Raw genomic sequence first — 24,779 nt, forward strand, 5'->3', positions numbered from 1 at the left:
GTCTGCGTTTACTTTCCTTTGGGGCGAAACGCGACCAAGCGATCCGATTTGGTTTCGATACGAGGACCTTCGATCAAGTCAACGCAATAGGGAATAGCCGGGAACACGGCGTCCAAACACTCAGCGATCGCCGACGGTTTGCCGGGCAAGTTGACAATCAAACTTCGTCCGCGAATCCCCGCAGTTTGTCGCGACAAGATCGCCGTCGGGACATGATCGAGCGAGACTTTGCGCATCAGCTCGCCAAAACCAGGCATCATCTTTTCACAGATCGCTTCGGTCGCTTCGGGGGTAACGTCTCGTTTTGCCGGGCCGGTTCCGCCGGTAGTCACAACGAGCGAACAGTGCTCTTGATCGCAAAGTTCGATCAGCGCGGACTCGATTCCTTGCACATCGTCCGAGACAATCCGCGCCACCGGTGTCCAATCGCAATCGAGGACCTCATTGAGATAATCCTCGATAGCAGGACCGCCACGATCTTCGTATTCGCCGCGACTGGCGCGATCTGAAACGGTCAATATTCCTATTCGTATCGGTTGCAAAACACAGAATCCTTGCTGTCGATGAAGGGAGCCGACATGCTTGTTCGACTGGCCAGCCAGTTCGAATCAGCAATTAAAACGGGGGAAAAACTCGCCAGCACCGGGGTTCGCAGTGCAGCATCCACTCGATTCAAACGATCGGGAATCGAACCCGGGCGGTTCGAACTGCGGGCGAATTTGGGAACCAGACTGCTGTGTTCCACGATCGCATTCAAAAACGCTCGCCGGATTGCGTCGTATCCACGGTCGTTGGGATCTTCGATATTGGTAAAGAACCAATAATGCGGATCGTTTGCATCGTAATTTGACCTCCAAAATTGGCGACAATGCGAACCGTGCCCGAGGAACGTCTGGTACAGATCAACGACATGAACATGGTCTCGCTGCTGCGCCAATTCGCGGATCACTTGGTTGTATTGCGCGTGGATGGCCAAACCATCCGGCCAATCGGGCAAGAAGATGCTCGGCGCGTCTCCCACTCCGTCGGTGGGATCGTAAATGTCAGCGATAAAAATCTCGCATCCCAGCGGGAATCGTTTTTCGATCTCGTCAAACATGGTTGCCAAACGGGTGCGAAAATTTGCGATCCAGGGCTGAGCCTGCTCGAGCGTCGCTGAGTACATGGCACATTCCCGCGGTGCGCTTCGACCATAGCTGTGGATCAGGTCATTACCACCAGAGGTCATTAAAACGATCCCGCGTGCTTCGCTGTAAACCGGGATCGTGTTTTGAATCACGTCAAGATGCGTTTGAGATTCGGAGCCCGAGATCGCAAAGTTTTCGGCTTCCAGATTCGGCAGCACCGCAGACAGACAAACGCCGCGGAGCTCCGCAAATTCGTCGTCGGGATTTTGAATCACGCGGTTAAAAAAGCTGTGACTGGGCGATTTCGCGCCTAACCCCGCAGTGATACTGTCGCCGATCCCGATGACATGGATGGGGTCATCGGACCAGATATTGCGAAACGCCCGGGCGTCAACTTGAGGGCCCGCGGGGCCTTCGCCAATCGGCCTAGCTAAATAAAATTCGATATAACCCAAGACGCCACCGATGGTTAAAACGGCGACCGTTAATAACACGAACAACCGAATTCGTTTTTGTTTTTTTGGCTTAGACATCTTGCTCTGTCTCGCGGCGATGTTCGAGGATCCTTCGATTGTAGGCTGCGATCGTTTCTTTACGTCCTAAAAACCCGAGCAACTTGGTGGGATTTTCAGGGTCGACGACCGGCAATTCATCGACGTTCAGCGTGGTAAATTGCTGCATCGCGGTGTTCAAGTCGTCCTCGGGTGAGACGCGATAAAATTCGCTGATCATCACGTCGCGTGCATTCGCCAATCGCCACAAGGTTTCATCGTACAGGTAAGCGCGGACGTCATCGGCGGAAAACAATCCGACCATCGCGTCATTTGCGTCGACGACCGGAAAGTAGTGCTGGTTGGTTTCCGCTAAACGGTGCACGATCTCGTCGAGCGTCTCGCCCTCGTGGATCATCAACAAACGGCGGCCCTTGAGATAGACGTCTTTGACCGCAAGTCCCTCCAAGACATCGACAAGGAAATCGCCTCGGTGTGCCGGTGATTCCAATCGCGAAGCGACTTGGTGAGTGTACAAAATCCATTTCGACGAGAATACAAACGTCAACGCGCAAACCAACATCGTGGGCACCAACAACCCAAAGTCGCCAGTCAATTCGCGGATCAAAATGATGGTTGAAATCGGGGCTCGCGCTACGCCCGAGAAAAAGCCGGCCATCCCCACCACCGCATAGGCCTCGGGATAGGGAACCCACTCAGGAAACATTGCATGCGCCGCTTGACCAAACGCCGCGCCGGCACATCCGCCGATCACCATCAACGGACCAAACACACCGCCAGAACCGCCAGATCCAATCGACAACGACGTGGTCAGCATCTTTGCCACCGCCACCGTTGCCAAGATGCCAATCGTCAACCCGCTGTCGCCGCTGAGTGCGTGTTGCAGCGTGCCATAGCCGGTACCCAAAATGCCCAACACTTCCGCGTTGTGTCCGCTGTAGATGAACAGACCAATTCCCACCAACCCAGCCAATAGCGCCCCCAGTGCCGGACGAAGATGCGGCCAAATGGGCGCGGCATCAAATAGTTTTTGGGTGGCATGAAAGAAGCGGACATAAAACGCCGCCAAAAACATCAGGATGATGGCCAGCAGCGTGTACGGCAACAACTCGATGGGCGAGGTGAGGGTGTGGGCGAGATCGTTTCCAAAGATTGGTTGGAAACGCACTTCGGCAGAGATCGATTGCGTATAAACACTGTAGGCGACAATCGAGGCAATTGCGCTGGGCACGATCACATCTGCTTCCATATCAGCGTCACTGTACAAAATTTCGGCAGCAAAGATGGCTCCGGCAAGCGGGGCGCGGAACATCGCTCCGACTCCGGCACCGACACCGGCTGCCAACATAATGCGTCGATCGGTCGAAGAAAGATGAAATCGATCGGCGATCGTGGCGCCGATGCCCGCCCCAATTTGGGCAATCGGGCCTTCGCGGCCTCCCGATCCTCCGGTCCCCAGCGTGACCGCCGATGCGATCGTTTTGACCCAAGGGACGCGAGCGTTGACCACCCCTTTGCGATTGTGAAACGCGTCCACGGCTGCGTCAGTCCCCGCCCCACTCGCTTCGGGGGCCAGCCAGTGGACAAGCAGCCCGGACACCAGGCCACCTAGGGTGATGACAGCGACGACCATCCAGGGCGAAAAAGGGATCACCGCACTGTCAAAGAACTGGTGTTCGCCAATCGAGCCTTCGGACGGATAGCCCGCGAACTCACCGAGCGTGTATCGACGGACCGCTTGCGTCGTCCATTCAAATGCGATCGACGCCACCCCGACGGCGAGCCCCACCAACAGTGCGAGCAGTGACCAGCGGCCTGATGCATTGAGTTTCAAGGCACGTAAAGGCCGAACAGGAAATTTCACCGAAACGGAGCAGACAATGAGAGGAGATAAATGCTTCGCGACGCGTCCGTTTTCGACAGCACCGCGACACCTAGAAGATCCGTCACTATAAATCGAGAAGGCGATCTGACGGAAGGAGCCTTTGTCACACAAGTTGGCTTTTTCTGCTTCGCCTGCCAGCCCTCTTTTCCTCAACCCCGCATTCTCGCGATATTGGCTGCACGGAAAAGCCAAAATCGGCTATCGTCTAGTCGCCCTTTCCGTGGCCAACATCGGTTGGTAATCCGAGCTTAAAGCCAAAACAGATAAAAAGCGATTCCCGGGAAATAGCTGGCGAGTTCCCTCTGCCCAGCCCCCACCGCACATTATCCTTCCTCTCCCATTTGCAACCTGCCCGCCGATGAATGATCCCTCTCGCGCCGAGAATTCGTCCGCTCCAAAATCGGACGCTCTGAACTGCCCCGCCTCCAGTATCGTTTACGTCGATCCCCCCTGGTACCGCCGCGAGGACTGGGTGGCGGTGATTATCGGCTTGAGCCTGCTCGGGATGGCGGTCATCTGTATCACCTTCGGACTGCCAGACTCAGAGCAAACCGGCGAGGGGCTCACTCATCCCTGGGCCAATTGGATTGGGACTCCCGGTTCGTGGCAATCCAATCCGCTCGACGCGTTGACCGGAATGGTGTTGCCGCTGGTCGGATCGCTGGTCGTTTGCTGGATCGCGTTCACCATCGCTGCGGCGATGACGGGGCGGCAAATCGCTCGCTTTGCGATCGCGTTCCCCTTTGTATTCGCGCTTGCGTTGATTGCCTATGTCATGGAGGGGCAAACGACCGTTAAACATTTGAACCTGTCATCGGCGTTGTGGGCGATCGTCATCGGCTTGGTCGTTAGCAACACGGTCGGCGTTCCCGGTTGGCTACGTCCTGCGGTTGCAACGGAGCTGTTTATTAAAACCGGCTTGGTCGTGCTCGGCGGCGAAATCTTGTTTGATCGATTGTTGGCGCTCGGAGTCCCCGGCATTTTCGTCGCATGGATCGTCACGCCGATTGTATTGTGTACGACGTTTTGGTTCGGCCAACGTGTTTTAAAAATGGAATCCAAGACGCTGAACATGGTGATCAGCGCCGACATGTCGGTCTGTGGTGTTTCCGCAGCGATCGCAGCATCGGCAAGCTGCAAAGCCAAAAAAGAAGAACTGTCACTCGCCATCAGCATGTCATTGCTATTCACCGTGGTGATGATGATTGTGATGCCGTTTGCAATCCAGTGGATTGGACTCGACCCGATCGTCGGCGGAGCGTGGATCGGAGGAACGGTCGATTCGACTGGGGCGGTGACCGCGGCCGGCAAGGCTTTGGGCGAAGACGCTGAAAAAATTGCCGTGACCGTCAAAATGATTCAAAACATTTTGATCGGCGTCGCATCGCTTGGGATCTCGATCTACTGGGTCGCCCGCGTGGAACCGCAGAGCGAAGGCAAACCGGCGGGAATTGCCGAGGTATGGCGACGATTCCCACGATTCGTGATCGGTTTTTTAGTTGCATCGATCGCGTTTACCCTGCTGAACGCCTACCTCGCAAATGGCGAGGAAATCATCAAGGCGACCACCAAACAAGCGACCAAGGGCCTTCGCAACTGGTTCTTCTGTCTCGCGTTTGTCAGCATCGGGCTGGATACTCGATTCGCCGACCTGTTGCCTCAGATTAAAGGTGGCAAACCGATGATCCTTTACTTGTGCGGACAATCACTCAACCTCGTTTTGACGCTGGCGATGGCCTATTTGATGTTCGGAGTGCTGTTCCGTGATACGATTGAAGCGATTTTGGCAAAGTAGTGTCCTGTGAAAAAGGCATCGATGCCTCCGAGACGAAAACAACATGGCCCCTCCCTCCACACCACCACCAAATCCAACGCCCGGCCGACTTCGTTTGTTGGCTGCCGCCACCGTGCTGGTCGTGCTGTGGTGCATTGTCTTGCCCTGGGTAGGGACGACTCGCTACGTTAAACCGATGATCGAACACAACGAACGATGGGGAATCAATCCCACCGCGATGTTCTATTCGGATGTCGAGCCGATGACGTATCGAGACCATATGTTGCGACGAGCGGAACAGTAACGAGCGAAACAGCACAACGGTTAGCGGGTACGTCGCGGGGCCGAAGCGGATCAAATCTCATGCACAGGCGTTTGCGATAACAACGATGCAACGAACACAAACGACTTGCTTGATCATCCTGGCGACGATCGCCACCGGATTCAGTTTGGCGTATTTAAAAACAGTTCTACTGCCCTTCATCATCGCGGCATTTATCGTGATTGGCTGTCGGCCCGTGCTGGAATTTGTCGAACGCAAATTGCGTCTCCATCGCTTCCTTGCCTTCCTGGTTACCTTTTCGATCGGTGGATGCTTGTTTGCGGCGTTTGCCCTGCTGAGCTGGGTTTCGATCGCTGACTTGGCGGCCAATTCGGCGGCCTATGAACAGCGTTTGAACAAGATCGCGATCTGGATCGTCGACCATGTACCGGACGCCTTCAATGTGGATGCGAACCCGCGTGACGTTGCCCCCGCAGCGGTGAACCGAGACCAAGATTGGTTGCGGGGTGGCGTTGACCTCTCGAATCCTGACGTCTCAAATCCTGACGTCGTGATCCCTGCCGCAGACCCCCGCGATTTGATCGATCCATCGCCATCCAGTGACGTCGATCCGCCGCTTGTAGCGAATGCGAGCGAACTGCCAGGCGAGCCCTCGGGTACCGCGAACGATGATTCCCGCGAAGATTCCGCCGAAGCATTTTCGAACACCGTGGTGGTGGCCCGCGATCCGTCAGCAGCGCTACAGCGGTTGTTCTCGGAGTCGTCGCGGTTCGTGAAACGCAGCATCATTGATGTCGCCAGCACGCTACCGAACCTGTTGTCGTACGCCGCCTTGGTGCTCATCTTTGTGTTCTTTTTGCTGCTAGAGAACCGTTCGGCACGTCCTATCCCAAGCAAAGCGAATGAGACGCTGTCGATGGGACTGTTAGCGGAGATTGAAGAACAAGTCCGCAAGTATTTGGTGATGAAAACGGTCCTGTCCTTGTTGACCGGGTTTGCCTTTGGGTTTGTACTGTGGTTATTCAGCGTGCCGCTTGCGATCGTTTTTGGCTTTATGGCCTTTTTGCTCAATTACATTCCCAATATCGGGCCACTGCTCAGTTGCATGCTGCCCGTTCCCTTTTTGGCACTCAGTGCCGAGCTGTCGCCCACCGCGGCGATTGTTTGCTTTATTCTAATTGCCTTGATTCAGTTCATCAGCGGCAATGTGATCGAGCAGCGGATGATGGGCAAGTCGTTTGACGTCAGCCCGATCGTTTTGTTGTTGGGGCTGATCTTTTTCGGATTAATCTGGGGAATCGTCGGAATGTTTTTGGCGACACCGATTGTTTCCATCTTAAAGATTGTGCTGCAGCAGAGTCATTCAGGCAAACCGATCGCCGAACTGATGGCCGGACGATTCGAACCCGCGAGGAATGCGAGATGATTCCGCGACCGTCGGTTGCATGGGAGGCGAGCGTTTTTAATCACGACCTTCCCCCATGGTTATTAAGTTCGTGCTCATTAAACGCGTGGTCAGTAAACGCGTGCTTATTATGCTCGTCGTCATTAAGCTCGCAGCCATCAAGCTCGTGGACTGTAACCCCAGAGAATGTGATCGCAGATGGCCCCGCTACATGTTGAACCAACCGTCCGCGATTCAGTGCCACGGCGAGAGGGGGTGACCACGGTACTGTTGACCACACTGAACGTCGTTGGCGTTTTGGTGGGGTACATGATCACGGTCGTACTGGCGCGGCAATTGGCACATGACGAGTTCGAGCAGTACGTCGGCGCGATTGCAACCCTGGGACTGCTGGCATCGCTTGGCGAGGCCGGTTTCGGCAAATACGGCTTGCGAATCGTGCCGGTCTATGTCGCTGGATCGCAGCCGAGTCCGTTGCGAGGCTACCTACGGTTTGCGTTTGGGGGCACGCTGTTAATGAGCTTGCTGGTCGGGGTTGTGGTCGCGATGATCGAGACCCCCATGCTCGAGGAAGGCCACCGCAACGTGATGTTTTTGGCAATCGTGTCGTTGCCCGTAGTCGCCGCAGCCGGGGTGTCGATCGATTTGTTGATGGCACTTCAAATGGCCACGCGAGCGACGTTGATCTCGCGAGTCTTGGTTCCCTTAACCACATTGTGGTTGGTTGGACTCACCTCGATCGATTTTGGGATTACCCCGTTTCGCGCCGTGCTTTGTTTCTGCGCCGGCAGCATGGTCGGGTTGATCGTCGCGATGTCGCTACTGTTTGGCCGCTCACGCCACTATGCCGACACGGCCACCGACACGTCCGTGCTTTCGACTTGGGCAAGCGACAGTTTTTCGTACCTCGTGTTCTACTCGCTGATCGCGTGGCTGTTCCGCGCCACGTTGGTGGTGGCCTATCACGTGCCCCACCAAGGCAACCAGGTCGCGATTTTGGCGCCTGCATTTGAAACCGGTTGCTTGATCTTGATTCTTGCCAAGGCGACGGACAAGTATTTTCAGCCCACGATCGCGCTGGGCATCGAAACATCACAGTGGCACCGGCTGACCGAAATGCGGCGGACGCGGTTCTGGGTCATCAGCACCGGCATCGCGTTGTTCCTGGCGACGGTGTTTTTTGCGGGTGACGAGATTTTGATGCTCTACGGAGAACGGTTCGCCGAGAGTTACGTTCCACTTTGCATTGTCGCGTTTGGCTCGAGTGTGTGGACCCTGTTCTCGCTGTCGCCAACCTTTTTACTTTTTGCGGGCGAGCGGCGAACTCTGCTGTCACTGCTGTGCATCCACGCTGTTGGCTTAGTGGTGTTGCTGGTGCTATTTTTCGAGGCGTTTGGAGCTGCCGGAGCCGCGGCGGCGTATGCGATTTCTATTTCCTCGTTTGCAATTTCCAACTTGCTGTTCGCGAACCGCCATTTTCGCAAATTGCGTGCTCAGAGTGCCAATAGAAAGCAGCAAACGCGGAAACCATTGCAAAGTCTAAGCGACCCGAATGTCTCGTGAGGAAAACCGGACACGCTCTGGCCGCTATCGACGTGGCGAGTAGGGCGTTTGATTGTAGGTTGGATAGTCTGCTGGCTGCCCTTGGTAGGGGCTGGCGGTTGACGATGTTCCGTATGGAGGGGCAGCCCCCGCGTTAGGATACGGGCCGGTGTTGGAATAGGGGCCAGTATTGGGATAGGGGCCGGTGCTAGGATAGCCGCTCGTGTTCTGTTGCCGGCTATCGTACGGTGGAAAATCGCGTTGCGAGTCCGCTTGGTTGTAACGGGTGCCGGTGCCGTAATCGTTGTATTGCGATTGGTATGAATCGGCTTGGTTCGGATATGGTCCTGGATCGTAATCGGGCGGATAGGCTTGCCCCGGTGTAGCTTCGTCGGCCGGATAGCTCGAATTCTGTGCATCACGACGATCAAGGATTTCACGTCCCTTGTCGATTGCCCGCCTCGCGTCCTCACGGATTTCAGCGCGATTGATATCGATCCGCGTATATTCGCCGTCGCGTTGGATTTGAAACCAACCTGCGGCGGATGCACCTGCGATTAACATGGCGAGGATGATCAGGTTTCGCATGTTCGATTCCGTTCGAATGAGAGATTCAGTCAGTTCTGCCGTTGTCTCAACTTCTTGGCCCCAGAGCGAGATCAGTTTTCCAGAAACACCAAGCAAACCGCCAACTTGCTAGCAAACAGTTTCGTGAATTACATCATGATGTCGATATAGCCGGCGGCCAGCTGCTGCTGCAATTCGACCGCCTTGTTGACAAGCTCCACGGCGGTGTTTCCTGGAGTGTTCGGCGCGGGCGGACGTCCCGAGGGGAGCGTATCAGCGACGCGATCGTCGCTCCGCTGCGTCAAGCGGCTCTTGGAGGGATCTTGCACCTCCGAAACATGCGGCGGAGCCGCTTCCAGAATGGCGTGAGGACGGTGAGATAGCCCGAATGAATCGACCATAGCAGCGTACGAAATGAGTGAGAATCACCACCGGTCACTCGTGGACCGAGGATGTACAAAAAGTTGCTACAAACAACGTCAGCATTGCTTCCCCCCATGCCGTTCACGCTTCGATTGAACCGAGGTCCAAAGGCCGTGATTCCTTAACCCGTATTCAAACTCTAGCTTGCAGTTTCACCGCTGGCTGCCAAAAAACAAAAATAATCGCGTTTGCGATGGGCCCCGTCCGCACAGGCGTCCACGCCGAGCGGATGATGGGCATGACGCTCCGCAATTACTTTTCTTTCACGGGTGCGGGCAGCTCAAGAAAAATCATCTTTGGTTTGGCTAGGGGCACACGAAACGTTTTTGTCCACGGCGTGCGGGTAACACTGCCACGAGAGTTCGCCGACATTCCGTACACCACCTGCAGCGTGACCGTGTCACGCGATGTCCGCTCGCGAATCACCCGCTTTAACTCCTCCGTGTTTTTCACCGGCTGACCATCGATCGCAATGATCTGACCGCCCGGCTGAACGCCGGCCGCCGCCGCACCACTGTCCGGATAAACCTTGTTGATCACAGCGCGTTCCGCATTCACATTCAGCCCCAGTCGTGGCCGGTCCGCGCTCGCGGCGCCATCCTCATTTCCTGCTTGACCAGCTGGCTTTGCTGTAGGCAGGGCCGTTTTTGTTGTGGGCGTGGCCGGATTTAGGGAAGTCTTTCGGGGCGGCGGCAAAGTCCCCTCCATCACCGTACCGCCCTTCACTGCCTCATTTGGCACAATGGCAACGGGGGCCACGGGAGCCACGGGATCGTCCCCCCTCAGCGACGGTGCCCCAGAACTAGCGAAGACACCAACAGCCACACTGGCGGTGACCATCATTTTCAAAACATACTTATTTCCCATCATCCCAGCAAAAACTCCCCTAGAGCCAACTTCGCAGCGGTAACCGCAAAACGATGTCGGGCGTGCGATATCCAGTGATCCCCTCTGACAGTCTACCGGATCCAAGCGTCCGCCCCGCCCACGATCGAACAAAAATATCAGTGAAAACTGCGAGAAATAGCAAAGCAAGGCTTCCTGTGCCCCGCCGATCCGCGACGGATCGCGGCATGCCGTCAAACCATTTTCTTGTGTTACCACCCCACCACCCACATCGTCTATAATTTCGACTACAATTCGTACACCGAACCCCAAAACTCTATAGAGAACTTTCTATGTCCCGAACGTTTTCCGCGTGTGGCAGTCTGGTACTTCTGAGTTTGTTTGCGTTGCCGATGGTGGTCGCCAAAGAGCAGGGCGATTCGCTTAGCGTTGGCGATGAGGCACCTCAGTTTTCGGTTCAAGATGACAAGGGCGATCAATGGAAATCCGCCGATCATTTCGGCAAAAAGATCGTGGTGCTATATTTCTACCCGGCCGACATGACCGGCGGCTGCACCGCACAGGCCTGTGGTTATCGCGACACGCTGGCCGACCTGGCTTCCCAAGAGGTCGAGGTCGTTGGCGTCAGCGGCGATTCGGTCCAAAACCACCAATGGTTCAAGAAAGCTCATCAGCTGAACTTTCCACTACTGGCTGACGTTGACGGCAAGGTTGCTGAAAAGTTCGGAGTACCGATCACTCGCGGATCAAAGTCAGTCAAGGCGATGATCGATGGCAGCGAACAGATTTTGAAACGTGATGTGACCGCCAAGCGATGGACATTCGTCATCGATCGCGATGGAAAGATCGCCTACAAGGACGACAAGGTCCAAGCAAAACAAGACCCCGCCAAAATCCTTGATGTCGTCAAAGACCTGCAGTAACGCACCCGAACGCGTGATCTAAGTTCCGGCGCCCGCGGTTCGCCTTCGCACCGCGGGCGACGGAGCAATATGAGCCGAGTTTGCGCGGTCGTGTAAACAACCTCCCACCTGTTTTTACTCCCACCTGAGAAGTCTGTATGAATGATCGACGTTTATTCCTAAAGTCCACTGCGGCCGCAGCAGCGTTTACGGCGACCGCGACCAAGACACTGACGGCGCAGGATGCCACGCCCAGTGAGACGGTCTCGCTTGGCATCATGGGGGTCAACGGACGCGGCCGGGCGATCACGTCGGGCATGCTTGCGCTTCCCAACACCCGTATCGACTACATTTGTGATGTCGATTCGCGAGCCGCAGATCGAACCGCTGAATTGGTAGCGTCCAAACAGCAACAGCGTCCTAAAATTGTTACCGATTTTCGTCATATCTTGGACGACAAAAACGTCGACGCGCTTGTGGTCGCGGCTCCGAACCACTGGCACGCTCCGGCGACCATCATCGGGTGCGACGCGGGGAAACACGTTTATGTAGAAAAACCCTGTAGCGGCACGGCTGCCGAAGGCGAATGGGCACTTGCCGCCGCCCGACGAAACAATCGCGTCGTGCAAATGGGCACCCAGCGTCGTAGCTGGCCCGCGTTGGTCGAAGCGGTCAAAAAGATCCATGAGGGAGAAATCGGCGAGACCCTTTACGCTCGCTCGTGGTACAACAATCGGCGTGCTTCGATTGGCAAAGGAAAACCAGCCCCCACGCCCGATTGGTTGGACTGGGATCTTTGGCAAGGTCCCGCACCTCGCCGCGAATTCAAAGACAATCTTGTCCATTACAACTGGCACTGGCATTGGCACTGGGGCAATGGCGAAATGGGCAATAACGGCGTGCATGGACTTGATGTCGCCCGCTGGGCGCTTGATGTCACCTTCCCGACGCGAGTCACCGCAGGCGGCGGCAAGTATCGGCACGATGATGACCAGGAAACGCCCGACACGATGATGGCTACCTTCGATTTCCCCGAAGGCAAAACGATCACGTGGGAAGGGCTCAGCTGGTCTCCGCTTGGCCCGCACGACACCGGGTTTGGCATCAGCATCCATGGCACCAACGGGTCACTGGTGATGCGTGGTGCCGGTTACACGATCTATGACATGAAGGGCAAAGAGGTCTCGACGAATTCGGGACCTGCCGGTGACCCCGACCACTTTACCGATTTTCTAACCGCCGTCCGTTCGCCACGGCGAACCAATGCGGATATCGAGGAAGCTCACCGCAGCACGCTGTTGTGCCACTTGGGCAACATTGCCTTCCGCACCGGAACCGTCCTGCAAACCAATCCCGCCAACGGGCATATTGAACACAACGACGAAGCTAACAAGCTTTGGAGTCGTGAATATGCCAAGGGCTGGGAACCTCGAAAAGCTTAAGTCGATTTAGCACCTCGCGGTCCATTTTGTAAGCACACTGCCGATGGCGAAATCCATCGGCAGTGGCACGACGCGGGAATTTTTTATTGCCATGCGGCACACGGCTCCCCCGGATTCAACAAGCATATTTTTTTATGCATAGTAACCGGGCGACTCGTGCCGCGAGCGCTACTGAGTTCGGTGGTATCAGACATTCGCCGTGCCGCTAATCTCTCTCCCACGCGGCTGATCTTTATCAGCAACGCTCTTTAACGACCTCCAAAACACCAACCCTCCGCGTCGCGAAGAATCGCGTTGCCGGAAAACAAGTCCTGCTCACCACTACACCCCACCTTGCTTCACCCCCGAGCCAATCGAATGAGAACCTCTTTTTGTATTATCGCGATGCTCTTTTCCACCCTCTCTGCTACCGCCGAAGAACCGTTATCGATCGGCATCATCGGCTTGGACACCTCGCATGCCATTGCGTTTACCAAAGAATTCAACCGAGAACCGGCTCAGCCTGAACTTGCGAATTGCCGTGTTGTCGCTGCGTATCCCTATGGCAGCCGCGACATCGAATCGAGCTCGAGTCGTATTCCCAAATACACCGAAAGCGTGAAAGAAATGGGAGTCGAGATCGTCGATTCGATCGACGCCTTGCTCGAGAAAGTAGATTGCGTGCTGTTGGAAACCAACGATGGCAAGCCGCACCTGGAACAAGCCCTCGCAGTGTTCAAGGCGGGCAAACCTGTGTTTATCGACAAACCGGTCGGTTCGAACCTGAGCGAAGTCGTTGCGATCTACCGCGCTGCGAAACAGTACGACGTGCCGATGTTTTCCAGTTCGTCGCTGCGATACATCAGCGGTATTGACGCGATCAAATCGCCTGGATTTGGAAAAGTCCTCGGCTGCCAAACCTACAGCCCCTGTTCCCTCGAACCGTCGCACACCGATCTGTATTGGTATGGCATTCACGGTGTCGAGGCCTTGTACGCCTGCATGGGGCCGGGCTGCGAAAAAGTGCGACACGAATCCACCCCCGCGGCGGAACTTGCCACGGGGCAATGGGATGACCAGCGACTCGCAACATTTCGCGGGATCAAGTCCGGCAAAAGCGGCTATGGCGGGATCGCGTTTGGCGAAAAACAGGTCCTGCCCTTAGGAGACTACGCTGGCTACAAGCCGCTGCTTGTACAAATCGCAAAGTTCTTTCGAACTCACGAAACTCCGATTGATGCCGCCGAAACCATCGAACTCTATGCGTTCATGCAAGCGGCGATGGAGAGCAAGAACCAAGGCGGCCAATACGTGAAAATCGCCGACGTGATGGCCAAGGCCGAAAAGGAAGCCGACGCGCTACTGGCGGAATGACGCTCGAAACGATTGGAAGCCAACATGGCGTTGCACATGTAAGCCGGATCACAGCGGAGCGATGATCCGGCATAACCGCGGTTGCACCGGTGAACTCACCGTCGGCACGCCGGATCGGCCTCGCGTTAGGTGCTGTTCGGAAATAACTTCGTCATTCGAATTTTGTTACAAATCACGCGGGTTGAGTGTTTTCTCTGTAGTGGACGAGGCTACGAGTCCCGCCGTGCCACTAAGTCGCTGGGACTCGTAGCCTCGTCCACTACGTCCAAAGCTGGCCGACCTACGCCCATTCCGGTAAAGCTCTAGCGGAACGGCCCAAACGCCACCGGAGGGTTCGTGTCGTTCGGGAAACATTTTGAAGTGACGAAGTTATTTCCGAACGGTTCCGTAGCGTGAATTGATCAGGACTACGCCATGCCTTGATCCGGTCTAACCTAAGCGGTCCGTGGCCACGTGATATTGTGGGTCTTCGGAAACGTTGACTTCGACAAAGTCGCCTGCTCGATCGAGCAAATCACGGCACTCGGCGCTCAGATGCGTCAGGTGCAATCGCTTACCTAATGACTGGTACTTTTCTGCTAGCGTGTTGATCGCCTCAAGTCCCGATTGGTCATAAACGCGAGTGTAGTAAAAATCGATAACCACATCGTCGGGATCGTTCGCCGGATCGAACAAGTCTTTGAACGATGAAACCGAAGCAAAGAATAACGGGCCATGCAGCTGGTAGATCTTGCCACCGACTTCGTTGATCGTAATGTCAGCACCTAAGTTCGCCGCATGCTTCCAAGCGAATACGACTGCGGAAACGATCACACCTAAGATGACCGCGGTTGCCAAGTCATGCATCACGACGGTGTAACCGGCAACGAGCACCATCACGGCGACGTCGCTCAGTGGCATCCGGTGAAACATCTTCAGCGATGCCCATTCAAAGGTTCCAATCACCACCATGAACATCACGCCAACCAAAGCAGCCATCGGAATCTGTTCAATCCAAGGTGACAGAAACAGGATAAACATCAACAAACAAACCGCCGCAGTGATTCCCGACAACCGGCCTCGACCACCCGAGTTGACGTTGATTAGCGATTGGCCAATCATCGCACATCCGCCCATCCCGCCGAACAATCCACAAACAATGTTCGCAGCCCCTTGGCCGATACATTCTCGGTTGCCACGTCCACGCGTCTCAGTAATTTCGTCGATCAGCGTCAATGTCATCAACGATTCGATCAAGCCCACACCGGCGAGCGTGATTGCGAATGGAAAGATGATCCAAAGCGTATCGAAATTCATCGGCGGCATTTTGTAGTCAAGAAAGAACAAGCGAGGCAGTCCACCACTGATCGATGCTGTGGATTCGCTCTCGGTTCCATCCGCCGCTTCGGCATTGGCAGCCGCTGCGACGGCGTTCACCGCATCCACACGGTTCTTCGCCTCGGGCGTCATAGCCACGGTCGAAACGTCAAGCGAGCTGGTCTCGTCTGCAGCGACTTCATCCACGTCGGCCCGACTGGCCGCGATCGCTTTGGCCCGAGCTTGCGTGTTCAGCATGTCGCCGACGGTTGCCACGACATTTTCGCCCGAACCGGATTCGCTCTTCATCAAGTGGTTGATTCCCACCGACATCAAGGTGACGGTCAAAATCGCGGCCAGCGACGAGGGGATCGCTTTGGTCATCTTAGGCAACAACCAGATGATTCCCATCGTGATCGCCACCAACACCAGCATCACCATCAATGGCGTACCACTCAGAAAGGTCAAATTCCCGCTGGCTCGATCCAACGTTTGAAAACTGCCGAATTGCGCCATGAAAATCACGATCGCCAATCCGTTAACAAACCCTAACATCACCGAGTGGGGCACTAATCGGATCAATTTACCGAGCCGCGCCGCTCCGATCACGATCTGGATAATCCCGCATAACACCACGGTTGGAAACAAATACTCAATTCCCTGGGTTGCCACCAACGCGACAACGACCACGGCCATCGCACCAGTCGCCCCTGAGATCATTCCAGGACGTCCGCCAAACGCAGCGGTGATCAAGCCGATGAAGAATGCCGAATAGAGGCCGATAATCGGGGAAACCCCCGCGACAAACGCAAACGCAATGGCTTCGGGAACAAGGGCAAGAGCAACGGTCAAACCCGACAGCAAGTCATCCTTGGCCGTTGCGGTTCGTGAGCGGAAAAAATTTAGCATGGCAGGTCAGAAATCGATCGAAAACGATTCGGAGAATGGGAAAGGACGTAGAGAACCGTCGCAGCTAAGATCCTTGATTTAGGCAAAACCCGATCCATCGACGGAGAAACCAGCGGCGTGAAGCCAGTGGCTTTATAGCCGCGGACTATAATCCTCACCCATTTTCCGTCAACATCGCTTTGTCGACCATTCATCATGCATGGCAATGAACATAGGGTCGCAATGATGCGCCAGTGTGAAGATCGTCCCCGTTACGTTATCCGCGGGGGCGACATCGGGTCCAAACAGGTTGCCCTTGCCGGGTTGCCGCAACCTGGCAGACCGCGCTAAGAAAAGTTCAGACCAAGCCAAGAGTTCACGCAAAGTAACGATCGCGTGGATTGCAGTGGTCGGTCTATCCCCCCCAACAGCGATCAAGATCCCGTGGTGGATTTGGCCCCATGATTGCAACCGCATGAACACGATTGCAACCACATGAATGCGTCTGCAACCGCATCAACGGAGGCGGCAGATTCAGGCGGGAATCCCAATCAGGCGGGATCGAGCGATCTGTTTTCGCCAGAATCAGACTCAACGACATGAAACATACGTTCCAACCGCGTCACCGCAAAGACTTCTTGCACCGCTTCGCCAACCTCGGTAAGGATCAACTTGACCCCCAACTTACGTGCTTTGCGGTTGATCTCAATCAACTCGTTGACACCTACGCTACTTAGCCGGTCGACACCCCCCAGGTCCAGCTTCAATGTCTGGACCGAGTCGCTTTCGGGTTGATCGGATTCGGTTTGCCAGCGCATCCAGCGAACCAAGTCTTGCGAGAGTTTTCGCGCGGTTTTCAGGGAGTTAAGTTGTTGGGTCGAGCAAGAGACGGTCTGTTCCGGTCCTTTGTTTTTAAAGAGATCTCGATGGGGTTTAGCTGCAGGATTCGCAGTGTGATTGATGGGGACGCTTCCTAGATTGCTCATACTTCTCTGTGTTTTTTGTTCGCAGAGTGGATTACCGATTCCCGGTAAGTTTGAGTAAGCATACCCGAAAACGAGGCCACCATCAACCAAAACTGCGGCGCCCCTAAAACAATGACGCCTCATCGAACACTGCGAATCGATGGCAGTCCGGGCTCAGATGCATCCAGCGTCTACTGCGAGAGGCTTTCCGGCTTTATGCATTTTGCGGGTTACGCTTTCTGTGGCGCATCGACCTCATACAGCACGATCACGAGCACATCATTCGCCGCAAAACTGCTTAAAGGTCCTCCGGACGAGTTGGGCGAACCGGACATGTTTCCCGTGATCGAAATCACACGTGCCCCACTCTTTCGCATCCAGCGATTGATTTGATACTCCATGTCCGCCATTTCGGTATCCACGCTTTTGAACATTTTGACTTGATGCATAGGACGTCCTCGTTGTTATTGAGTTGGATCGGGTTGTGTCGGAATATTGTCGTTCGAAACGAATGACGGTGAAAGAAGTGGGGACAATCGATGCGGACAAATTTCCGCTGATGTCGCTAATGTGTCGCGAGAGGTCGCAGCACAAGCATCTGCAAAGACCGCATCATGTTACCTTGATTCAAGCGACTCGTCGTCGTCGACTACCGCGGTGCTCAGCGGCCGGAACGCTTTAGGAGGCGGTTCTTTTTCAGGCTCCCAGATTCGTAGCGTCACTTCATCGATCATCACTTCGCCGTCGCCCATCAATTCGAACATCACGCTGACTTCGGTTTCTTCGAGCGTTTGACGATACAAGCGGACGGGCGTCCACGCCGATCGGCCTCGCACCAACACGCCCATTTCTTGGCCGCCGATCGAATCGTACACCAGCACTCCTTGATGAGGTCGCCCGAAACCGATCGTTCGCACAAGCGCATCAATTCGAACCGCGGTATGAGCGGGGACTCGGACGGCGGGGCTGCGAATTTGGATCACGGTTCCCTCGTAACCGCCCGGCAGCGGATCGTCCGCAATCGCAGTCGCACGCGCCAGCAGCGCGCCGGGGCCCGCATAGGATCCGCGACTGGCAAACACCACTTCGCTCTTCGCTCGGCCCTCAAGTCGTTTGCCAAATTTCCAGCGTTCTTCGTTTAACGATTCGGCGGTATCGAGTGCGCCCGCGGTCATAAAGTTGCGGCTCCAACCGCGATCTTGAGTTAACGGATACCACATCGTCTGGACTTCGGCCGCGCCGCAATCGATTGGCGGACAACTGGTGGGCCGTGGCCAATCGGGCATCAATGTTTCCGCGAGCTGCCATTCGCTACGCAGTGCCCATGCATCGGCGCGACGCGCCATACGCAAGGTTGCATCAGAATCGCCGGCGCGATACAGCGGTTCGGCTTCGGCAAGCGTTCGCCCGGCGACGCCAATCAAATCCATCGGCGCAGTACGATTGCCGACTCGCGATGCCGAGACGGTTTGCCACTGATTGCGTGTTTGGCGAACCAAGTCACCGGCAAGCTGCCAACGATCCAGTGCGGCTTGGCGGGCAAACCGTGCTGCGGATTGGCTCAGCGCACCTCCCACGCTGGGGTCGCTGCTGATCACAATAATCTCCGCGGCATCCGGTGACACAATCGACAACCGTGCTCCGGTCGCTGTCACGTCGGCGGCCAATCGCTGCGCGGTGAAATTCGTCAATCGCCATATCGTCTTTTTCGAATCGGTTGGCGAAAGGATTAATTCGAGTGTCTGGCCATCACCCGCCAAAACTTCCGATCCACGTGATGCCTTTGACGTTAGCAGCACGACGTCGACATCGTCTTTCGCCAGCCGGGTGCAGTAATAGGGAGCTCCCGTGACACGGAGCGGCGTCACCGGCGTCGCACCGGCAATCCACGGCTCCAACATTGCGATCATGCGATTCACATAGCTCAGCGCCATCGAACGCTGAGTGTCCAGCTCGGTGCCGGAGGCCAATGAATGTGTCGAACGAAATAGGATCGCATGAGGTGCAATCTCGAGACTTCGCATCGCTTGCAGCCACATCGAGTGCCATCGAAACCCGGTCGGTTGCGGAGCACCGATGGAATCGGCAATCGCTTGCGTTTGCTGAAGCGTCCGCTCAGGCGGCATGCTCATCACTCCCGCTGCCATTTGTGCCCGGTCGCCGACACGGCGGGCAAAACGGGTGATTTCAGCGACTTCCTCTTCGGCGGTTAACCCCCGTGCCCGGATCGGCATGTCTTGGACCATCGCGTCCATGATCGTCATGTAACGCCGATAACTTTCCGAAGGAGCACCGAGGATCGGACGCTGCCACGGTCCGGGGAATGCACGAAGCCGACGTGCTGTCAAATCCGCCGCGTCGACGCGTGTCGAGTCGAGCGCTTCGTTATGCCCGATGTACCAAGCGGCAACCGGTTGAAGCAAAGATTGCAGTGCGGGATCGGGCGCCGACGGAGCGGGCGCATAGATTGCCACTCGCGTTTGGATCGCTTCATTCAACAGCAATGCATCGGGAGGCGACGAGAGCTGGACGGCATCGAACCCGAGCGAGCGCACCCACGCCAGCGGTTCACCGTTGTGCTGCAGGATACGTGTGACCTTGCCATTGGGAAATACATTCATGCGACTCGCGTCGGCCGGAATCGACGCGGCCTGCGGATCGACGCGGCTCGCTGCGGTGCGATCGTCATCATGCCCCGACGACGCGGGATGCGGCACCGTCGCGCGGGAAACATCGGTAACGCTAACAATCCCGTCGACTCGCAATTCATCGAGTCGCAGTGCAGTGACGCCTACTCCGCTATAAGCGTTCACGACCACGGCATCGACGTAAGGATCTTTTAAATTCGCATCCGCGCCGTGCTCGCCACGCAGCGCCATGGTTTTCAGCCGTAACGGACGCTCGATCATGCCAATCCCAATCCTGGCAAACTGGCCCGAATCGTTATAGCTTGCCCCATAAACGATCACTGACGCAGGTCGCCGTGAAGGTTCGGGACGCAAGTAGGGAAAGCGAACGCGAAAACCAATTCGAGCGCCCGGTCGGGCGCTCATCACGGCAACGTTTGCCGTCAATCCATCGATCGGAACAATCGGTTCGATGGGGTAGGCCAACACCGCTTCGGTGCCATGCGTCGCGTTGATCGTCACCACTTCACATGCGCGGCCGTCGATTCCCCCGTCCGCCAAATGTTTGTGCGTCAGAATCCGTGCATCGCAATCCGAGGTGTCCAGCTGCCAACGCGGCGGGTACGCATCGAGCGAATCATACAATTGGGCATGGCCGCGCGGTACGCTTAACGCCAATCCCGCAACCGCAAAAACCAACCCGCGAAGCACAATGCGCAGGGTTTGCCAAGACGGTTTGACCGACGACGATTTGGATTCGGATTGCCTTGGCAAGGACATTGATCGTTGACCACAGGGCTCGGACTCGGAACAATCAGCCGCAGTTGCTCGTTCGACTCTTGCCACGGTGAACTTCACCCGTGCGACAACCCGCTACCAGCAACTCACAGCCGAGATGTACGGCAAATGCGACAACGTGTTGAAAAAAAAACACATCCCGTCGAAAGCCGTCTCTAAAAACGTAAAACGTTTCCATACCAAGATTTAGGGCACTAAGCCAAGAGGAAGTCGGTTGAAAAAATGCAACGTTGCATTTTGACATCAGCGCCGACCGAATCATCCTAAGTCATTGACTAGAAACGCCTTACAATCGAATCAGAACTCTCGGCCAGGGAATCGGCACTTCGAATGCGATGGATAGCAAAGCATTACAAGACACAACTTGCTGATTTCACTCTACGGAGCACAACCGAATGCCTAAGACCATTGGATCGACCAACAAGCTGAACGAAGACACTCCTGTAGAGCTGCAAGAGATGATCAACGCGATCAATTCGCTTCCCGCCCGCTACCGCGACGCAGTGGCTCCGGCATTGGACCGCGTGGTGGAGTGCAGCACCCGTCGTCGACGCATCCTGAACTTGGTTCAAGAAGCGTTGTCACAGCTTCGCTTGGACATGAAGTACTTGATCTTTGACCTCGAAGCCACCCGCCGGGAACGCGACTCGTACCGCGAGCAACTCGAAGAACGCGGCCAGGGCTAATTCGACAACAGCAGACGTGTCCGCCAACCGCTTGTTCATTCCCTTACTAGCACCCTGGCCGGGAAGGGCTCAGGCGGCCGCGGCCCAGTTGGGGTGATTTTCTCGAAGATCGAACCCAATCTGTTTTTCACGGCGTCAATCTGCTCACTCGCTTTGCCAGCGGGCGGCTCTGCGGGCAAGTTACGAGCGTCCAACAGTTTGCTGTCTTTGCGGAACAGACGCCACGAACCGTCGAACAGATTCTCGCCCTTACCCGCGATCCCATGATGCACCCATGCCCTCGGGGTACCAACGCGACCATGGATCTGCGGCACGATACTGCGTCCATCAATCGACAGTGAAGCGGGGATCGCGGTCTCGGTTAATTCGCAAAAGGTCGGAAACAGGTCGACGACATCCACCAAGTCGTCACTGACGGCTCCGCGAGGCACCGATTTGGGCCCCCATACGATCAGCGGTACATGCGTGCCAGCATCGTTCAGCTGAAACTTGCCGCCGTTGACATTCCCCGCGATCGTATGCCGAGTGTGCTTGAGTTCATGGGGTTGTCCTGATTTTGGATTTTTGAAATCCACGTCGTGCGTGCCATTGTCACCCATGAAAACCACATAGGTGTTGTCTCGAATCCCAAGCGTTTCCACGGCATCGAGCAACCGCCCCACCAATTTGTCCATGTAATGGATCATGTTGCCAAGCTGGGCCTGCCGTCCAAGTGCTCGATCGTCCGGCGTTTCGATGATCGGATCATGCGGCAGCAGTTCGTTGTGCAGAATGAAGAACGGTTTGCCCGCGGCTTTGGCCTCGGTCATCTGCTCGATCACATAGTCGGCTAACACATCAGGACCAAAACGATCGGCGATATCTTCGCGAACACGGCCGTCTTCGTTCAGCGTGGGGTTCCAATGACGCAGGGTCTTGTTTCCGTCACGCCAAATCTGCCAAATGCACCATGAATCAAAGCCGGCATCCCGGATATGGTCGGGCCATACCTGCAGCGTCGCCAATTGCCACTTTCCGGTAACGCTTGTCGTATAGCCGCGGGATCGCAGCAGCTGGGCAAACGTTGGCATCTTTTGAAAATCCACTTTTTGCCGCGTTCCATGATGGACCGGTAATACGCCAAGATGTCCGTGCCGGGTCGTATAGAGTCCGGTGTGCAAGCTGACTCGCGACGGCGTACACACTGGGCTGGCGTAGGCGCGACTGAATCGCATCCCAGCCGCCGCCATCTGATCGAGACGAGGCGTCTTGAAATCCAGTCCGCCATAACAGTTCAATGCTTCATAGCCGATATCGTCGGCATAGATCATCAAAACATTTGGCTTCTCACCAGCTGCCAGTTGGAGCGCAAACGCTCCGTGGCCGCAAAACAAAGCAATTATCCAAAGTGCAATCCGGTACATTCAGCAACCTTTTCAATCATGGCGTAAGTATCGTTCGCAGCGTTCTTGCGAAGATTTTGTCCTCGTAGCGAGAGGATGAAATCAAGTCGAACATCGCGGAAAGGAGTCATTCGTTGCAATCAAGTCCGTGGCAAATCATTTGCGTTTCGTCTTGAAGTATCGCGCGTACTCCCAGCGATCCTGCCATTGGTCAAAGAAAGGTTTGTAGTCCTCGACTTCGGTCCACCATCGAGGCTCGGGATGATCGGGGTCCACCCGGCCTTCGGGGTAGTCTTTCCCGGCCACGCTGGCTTTGACCGATTCGTTCCAATCGACGAGTGACTTCTGCATTCGCTTTGCCACCTGCGGATGCTTGCGAGTGACGTCGGTGGTTTCGGTAGGATCGTTGTTCAAGTCGTAAAGCACGAACTTGGATCGATCCAGGTTTTCTGCGAGCAATTTGAAGTGATTGTCGATCAACGCCGCCTTATTCGAAAAACGAAAAGGAATTGGTTGTTCCCGTGATCCGATTTCTTGCTGAAACAGCGGCTTCAAACTGACGCCATCAAGCGGATTCGGCGCGACCGATGGGTCGAGCGACAACAGATCGACGAGCGTCGGAAAGATATCCATCGTACAGGCGGGATAGTTCGTGACGCGTGGTTTGATCATCGCGGGCCACTCGACGATTGCGGGGACACGCAGCCCACCTTCATACAAACTTCCCTTGTGGCCGCGAAGCCCACCGACGGTATCGGGTGTGATCTTCGGCAGCCCACCATTGTCGCTGCAGTACCAAACCAAAGTGTTCTCGGCGACCCCGAGCCGGCGCAGCGAATCTCGCAGCGTCCCGATGCTGCGGTCCATCGCCACCAATTCCCCATAGTGGTGCCGCGAGTCTTTGTCGAGCGATTCAAACGGTTTCAAATCATCGTCCCCCGCTAGCCACGGCGAATGGGGTGACCCGAACCAAACCACGGTAAAGAACGGCTGGTTCGCTTTGGATTGTCGTGAAATGAAATCGATCGCTTCGGTCATCGCCACGTCGGACGAATCGCCCGTGAATTGCTCGAACTTGCCACGCCGACTCATCAGCGGGTCACGGTCAAAAAAATTGGTGACCGAAACCCATTGGTCAAAACCAAAATGTCCCGGATGATGTGCGTCGGTGTGCAGGACAGGAACCCCAGCTCCACGCAGACCATTGAGATGCCATTTGCCAAAATGCCCGGTCACATATCCGGCATCCTTCAGCACACTGGCGATTGTGGTTTCTTGGCGTCGAAGCGCGTAGCCATGCGACTGAACCCCGGTGCGGTCATTCGATCGCCCCGTCATAACACTCGCCCGCGTTGGCGAACAAACGGGGGCACCTGCGTAAAAACGATCCAGCCGCAAACCACTCTCTGCCATTGCATCGAGGTGTGGCGTTTTCAAAACGGGGTGATCGTAATAGCCGGTTTGCCCCCATCCCTGGTCGTCCGTCATCACCAACACAATGTTAGGATGCGGCGGCGATTTCGCAGCGGCCTGCGTTCGGTCGTCGGCGTGACAGTGACCGCCCCACCGGAAAGCCGCCAACGATACAGAAACGCAAAGGACAACGAAAAAACGAATTTGGGAACGAACGGGGATGTGGTTTTGAGATGGCATGCTGAGTTCTCAGGCGGGACGTTAATCGTATCGCCACAGCGTAACATGAACCGCATCGACGTGCAGGCAGGAAAGAGCAAATGGAATCGTCAATCCGCCGGCGGATTGCCCCAAGCCGAGGACGAAGTGCTACATGTCCAGGTCAATGATGTGAAAACGGCGCCAAGGATGGGTGCCTTTGAAAACGCCGTGCATTTTGTTCGTGGTGACTTCCGATGCGTGTCGGATCGCTCCGCTGGGTCAAACAAACCGCGCAGATCACCGACCGAGTATCATAAGGGATTGCGATGCCGGAAGAGTACATCCATCACGCTATTGCAGGACGATTTAGCACGTCCTGTTAGCATGTCCTGGGCGGCCCGAATCGACCGCGATCGGTTGAGCCGCGATCGGGTGAGCCGCGATCGGGGTTGCGGTCCGGCG

At 55.8% G+C, this 24,779-nt stretch carries 21 protein-coding genes; 8 read left to right on the forward strand and 13 right to left on the reverse strand.

Annotated features, from left to right (window positions below; all coding sequences use genetic code 11):
- Positions 1–8: 8 nt before the first annotated feature.
- The 3 genes from mog to ABD971_RS19780 are packed head-to-tail and all read right to left on the reverse strand — an operon-like array spanning position 9 to position 3,503.
- Positions 9–518, reverse strand: a complete 510-nt coding sequence (gene mog, locus ABD971_RS19770; RefSeq protein WP_345324898.1) for a molybdopterin adenylyltransferase — start codon at positions 516–518, stop codon at positions 9–11.
- A gap of 5 nt (positions 519–523) precedes the next feature.
- Positions 524–1,660, reverse strand: a complete 1,137-nt coding sequence (locus ABD971_RS19775) for an SGNH/GDSL hydrolase family protein (protein ID WP_345324900.1) — start codon at positions 1,658–1,660, stop codon at positions 524–526.
- Complete coding sequence (locus ABD971_RS19780) at positions 1,653–3,503, reverse strand: chloride channel protein (RefSeq protein WP_339942119.1); 1,851 nt, start codon at positions 3,501–3,503, stop codon at positions 1,653–1,655. Before ABD971_RS19780 ends, ABD971_RS19775 begins: the two co-directional genes overlap by 8 nt.
- 379 nt (positions 3,504–3,882) lie before the next feature.
- On the opposite strand from ABD971_RS19780, the gene ABD971_RS19785 reads away from it, so the two are divergent.
- The 4 genes from ABD971_RS19785 (at position 3,883) to ABD971_RS19800 (ending at position 8,549) form a co-directional block, all read left to right on the forward strand.
- A complete protein-coding gene (locus ABD971_RS19785; RefSeq protein WP_345324903.1) occupies positions 3,883–5,319 on the forward strand; it encodes a YeiH family protein in 1,437 nt (478 codons plus the stop codon).
- Positions 5,320–5,362: 43 nt separating this feature from the next.
- Positions 5,363–5,602: a hypothetical protein gene (locus tag ABD971_RS19790; RefSeq protein ID WP_345324905.1), complete on the forward strand. Its 240-nt coding sequence runs from the start codon at positions 5,363–5,365 to the stop codon at positions 5,600–5,602.
- Between the two features lie 85 nt (positions 5,603–5,687).
- A complete protein-coding gene (locus ABD971_RS19795) occupies positions 5,688–7,007 on the forward strand; it encodes an AI-2E family transporter (RefSeq protein WP_345324907.1) in 1,320 nt (439 codons plus the stop codon).
- Between the two features lie 177 nt (positions 7,008–7,184).
- Complete coding sequence (locus ABD971_RS19800) at positions 7,185–8,549, forward strand: lipopolysaccharide biosynthesis protein (protein WP_345324909.1); 1,365 nt, start codon at positions 7,185–7,187, stop codon at positions 8,547–8,549.
- A gap of 24 nt (positions 8,550–8,573) precedes the next feature.
- Here ABD971_RS19800 and ABD971_RS19805 read toward each other — a convergent pair whose 3' ends face one another.
- The 3 genes from ABD971_RS19805 to ABD971_RS19815 form a co-directional block, all read right to left on the reverse strand.
- Complete coding sequence (locus ABD971_RS19805; RefSeq protein ID WP_345324911.1) at positions 8,574–9,116, reverse strand: hypothetical protein; 543 nt, start codon at positions 9,114–9,116, stop codon at positions 8,574–8,576.
- 128 nt (positions 9,117–9,244) lie between these two features.
- Positions 9,245–9,496: a hypothetical protein gene (locus ABD971_RS19810; protein WP_339942113.1), complete on the reverse strand. Its 252-nt coding sequence runs from the start codon at positions 9,494–9,496 to the stop codon at positions 9,245–9,247.
- Positions 9,497–9,770: 274 nt separating this feature from the next.
- Entirely contained in the window at positions 9,771–10,622 is an 852-nt protein-coding gene (locus ABD971_RS19815) for a PDZ domain-containing protein (RefSeq protein WP_345324914.1), read from the reverse strand.
- Positions 10,623–10,696: 74 nt separating this feature from the next.
- On the opposite strand from ABD971_RS19815, the gene ABD971_RS19820 reads away from it, so the two are divergent.
- The 3 genes from ABD971_RS19820 (at position 10,697) to ABD971_RS19830 (ending at position 14,061) form a co-directional block, all read left to right on the forward strand.
- Entirely contained in the window at positions 10,697–11,287 is a 591-nt protein-coding gene (locus ABD971_RS19820) for a peroxiredoxin (protein WP_345324916.1), read from the forward strand.
- A gap of 137 nt (positions 11,288–11,424) precedes the next feature.
- Positions 11,425–12,708, forward strand: coding sequence for a Gfo/Idh/MocA family protein (locus tag ABD971_RS19825; RefSeq protein ID WP_339942110.1), 1,284 nt, complete (start codon positions 11,425–11,427; stop codon positions 12,706–12,708).
- 357 nt (positions 12,709–13,065) lie between these two features.
- Positions 13,066–14,061: a Gfo/Idh/MocA family protein gene (locus tag ABD971_RS19830; protein ID WP_345324918.1), complete on the forward strand. Its 996-nt coding sequence runs from the start codon at positions 13,066–13,068 to the stop codon at positions 14,059–14,061.
- A gap of 429 nt (positions 14,062–14,490) precedes the next feature.
- Here ABD971_RS19830 and ABD971_RS19835 read toward each other — a convergent pair whose 3' ends face one another.
- The 4 genes from ABD971_RS19835 to ABD971_RS19850 form a co-directional block, all read right to left on the reverse strand.
- Entirely contained in the window at positions 14,491–16,266 is a 1,776-nt protein-coding gene (locus tag ABD971_RS19835; protein WP_345324920.1) for a SulP family inorganic anion transporter, read from the reverse strand.
- 530 nt (positions 16,267–16,796) lie between these two features.
- The gene (locus ABD971_RS19840; protein WP_339942107.1) at positions 16,797–17,231 is read right to left on the reverse strand and encodes an STAS domain-containing protein; all 435 of its coding nucleotides are present in this window, start codon (positions 17,229–17,231) and stop codon (positions 16,797–16,799) included.
- A gap of 209 nt (positions 17,232–17,440) precedes the next feature.
- Complete coding sequence (locus ABD971_RS19845) at positions 17,441–17,659, reverse strand: hypothetical protein (RefSeq protein WP_339942106.1); 219 nt, start codon at positions 17,657–17,659, stop codon at positions 17,441–17,443.
- 168 nt (positions 17,660–17,827) lie between these two features.
- On the reverse strand, positions 17,828–20,617 hold the full coding sequence (locus ABD971_RS19850; protein ID WP_345324923.1) for a hypothetical protein: 2,790 nt from the start codon (positions 20,615–20,617) through the stop codon (positions 17,828–17,830).
- A gap of 413 nt (positions 20,618–21,030) precedes the next feature.
- On the opposite strand from ABD971_RS19850, the gene ABD971_RS19855 reads away from it, so the two are divergent.
- Positions 21,031–21,321, forward strand: a complete 291-nt coding sequence (locus tag ABD971_RS19855; protein WP_339942104.1) for a transcriptional regulator — start codon at positions 21,031–21,033, stop codon at positions 21,319–21,321.
- A gap of 35 nt (positions 21,322–21,356) precedes the next feature.
- Here ABD971_RS19855 and ABD971_RS19860 read toward each other — a convergent pair whose 3' ends face one another.
- From ABD971_RS19860 to ABD971_RS19870, 3 genes are all read right to left on the reverse strand, one after another.
- Positions 21,357–22,631 (reverse strand): sulfatase-like hydrolase/transferase, encoded by a 1,275-nt coding sequence (locus tag ABD971_RS19860; RefSeq protein WP_345324925.1) that lies wholly within the window; start codon positions 22,629–22,631, stop codon positions 21,357–21,359.
- 68 nt (positions 22,632–22,699) lie between these two features.
- Positions 22,700–22,834, reverse strand: coding sequence for a hypothetical protein (locus ABD971_RS19865; protein WP_345324927.1), 135 nt, complete (start codon positions 22,832–22,834; stop codon positions 22,700–22,702).
- 25 nt (positions 22,835–22,859) lie between these two features.
- On the reverse strand, positions 22,860–24,356 hold the full coding sequence (locus tag ABD971_RS19870; protein ID WP_345324929.1) for a sulfatase family protein: 1,497 nt from the start codon (positions 24,354–24,356) through the stop codon (positions 22,860–22,862).
- Between the last annotated feature and the right edge of the window lie 423 nt (positions 24,357–24,779).

The organism is Novipirellula rosea (genome assembly GCF_039541335.1).
GTDB classification, from domain to species: domain Bacteria; phylum Planctomycetota; class Planctomycetia; order Pirellulales; family Pirellulaceae; genus Novipirellula; species Novipirellula rosea.

Bases quoted from the DNA above. Each gene is read 5' to 3' on its own strand.
- ABD971_RS19775 (WP_345324900.1), bottom strand. From the start codon at position 1,660: ATGTCTAAGCCAAAAAAACAAAAACGAATTCGGTTGTTCGTGTTATTA.
- ABD971_RS19785 (WP_345324903.1), top strand. From the start codon at position 3,883: ATGAATGATCCCTCTCGCGCCGAGAATTCGTCCGCTCCAAAATCGGAC.
- ABD971_RS19790 (WP_345324905.1), top strand. From the start codon at position 5,363: ATGGCCCCTCCCTCCACACCACCACCAAATCCAACGCCCGGCCGACTT.
- ABD971_RS19795 (WP_345324907.1), top strand. From the start codon at position 5,688: ATGCAACGAACACAAACGACTTGCTTGATCATCCTGGCGACGATCGCC.
- ABD971_RS19800 (WP_345324909.1), top strand. From the start codon at position 7,185: ATGGCCCCGCTACATGTTGAACCAACCGTCCGCGATTCAGTGCCACGG.
- ABD971_RS19805 (WP_345324911.1), bottom strand. From the start codon at position 9,116: ATGCGAAACCTGATCATCCTCGCCATGTTAATCGCAGGTGCATCCGCC.
- ABD971_RS19810 (WP_339942113.1), bottom strand. From the start codon at position 9,496: ATGGTCGATTCATTCGGGCTATCTCACCGTCCTCACGCCATTCTGGAA.
- ABD971_RS19820 (WP_345324916.1), top strand. From the start codon at position 10,697: ATGTCCCGAACGTTTTCCGCGTGTGGCAGTCTGGTACTTCTGAGTTTG.
- ABD971_RS19825 (WP_339942110.1), top strand. From the start codon at position 11,425: ATGAATGATCGACGTTTATTCCTAAAGTCCACTGCGGCCGCAGCAGCG.
- ABD971_RS19830 (WP_345324918.1), top strand. From the start codon at position 13,066: ATGAGAACCTCTTTTTGTATTATCGCGATGCTCTTTTCCACCCTCTCT.
- ABD971_RS19835 (WP_345324920.1), bottom strand. From the start codon at position 16,266: ATGCTAAATTTTTTCCGCTCACGAACCGCAACGGCCAAGGATGACTTG.
- ABD971_RS19840 (WP_339942107.1), bottom strand. From the start codon at position 17,231: ATGAGCAATCTAGGAAGCGTCCCCATCAATCACACTGCGAATCCTGCA.
- ABD971_RS19845 (WP_339942106.1), bottom strand. From the start codon at position 17,659: ATGCATCAAGTCAAAATGTTCAAAAGCGTGGATACCGAAATGGCGGAC.
- ABD971_RS19850 (WP_345324923.1), bottom strand. From the start codon at position 20,617: ATGTCCTTGCCAAGGCAATCCGAATCCAAATCGTCGTCGGTCAAACCG.
- ABD971_RS19855 (WP_339942104.1), top strand. From the start codon at position 21,031: ATGCCTAAGACCATTGGATCGACCAACAAGCTGAACGAAGACACTCCT.
- ABD971_RS19860 (WP_345324925.1), bottom strand. From the start codon at position 22,631: ATGATCTATGCCGACGATATCGGCTATGAAGCATTGAACTGTTATGGC.
- ABD971_RS19865 (WP_345324927.1), bottom strand. From the start codon at position 22,834: ATGACTCCTTTCCGCGATGTTCGACTTGATTTCATCCTCTCGCTACGA.
- ABD971_RS19870 (WP_345324929.1), bottom strand. From the start codon at position 24,356: ATGCCATCTCAAAACCACATCCCCGTTCGTTCCCAAATTCGTTTTTTC.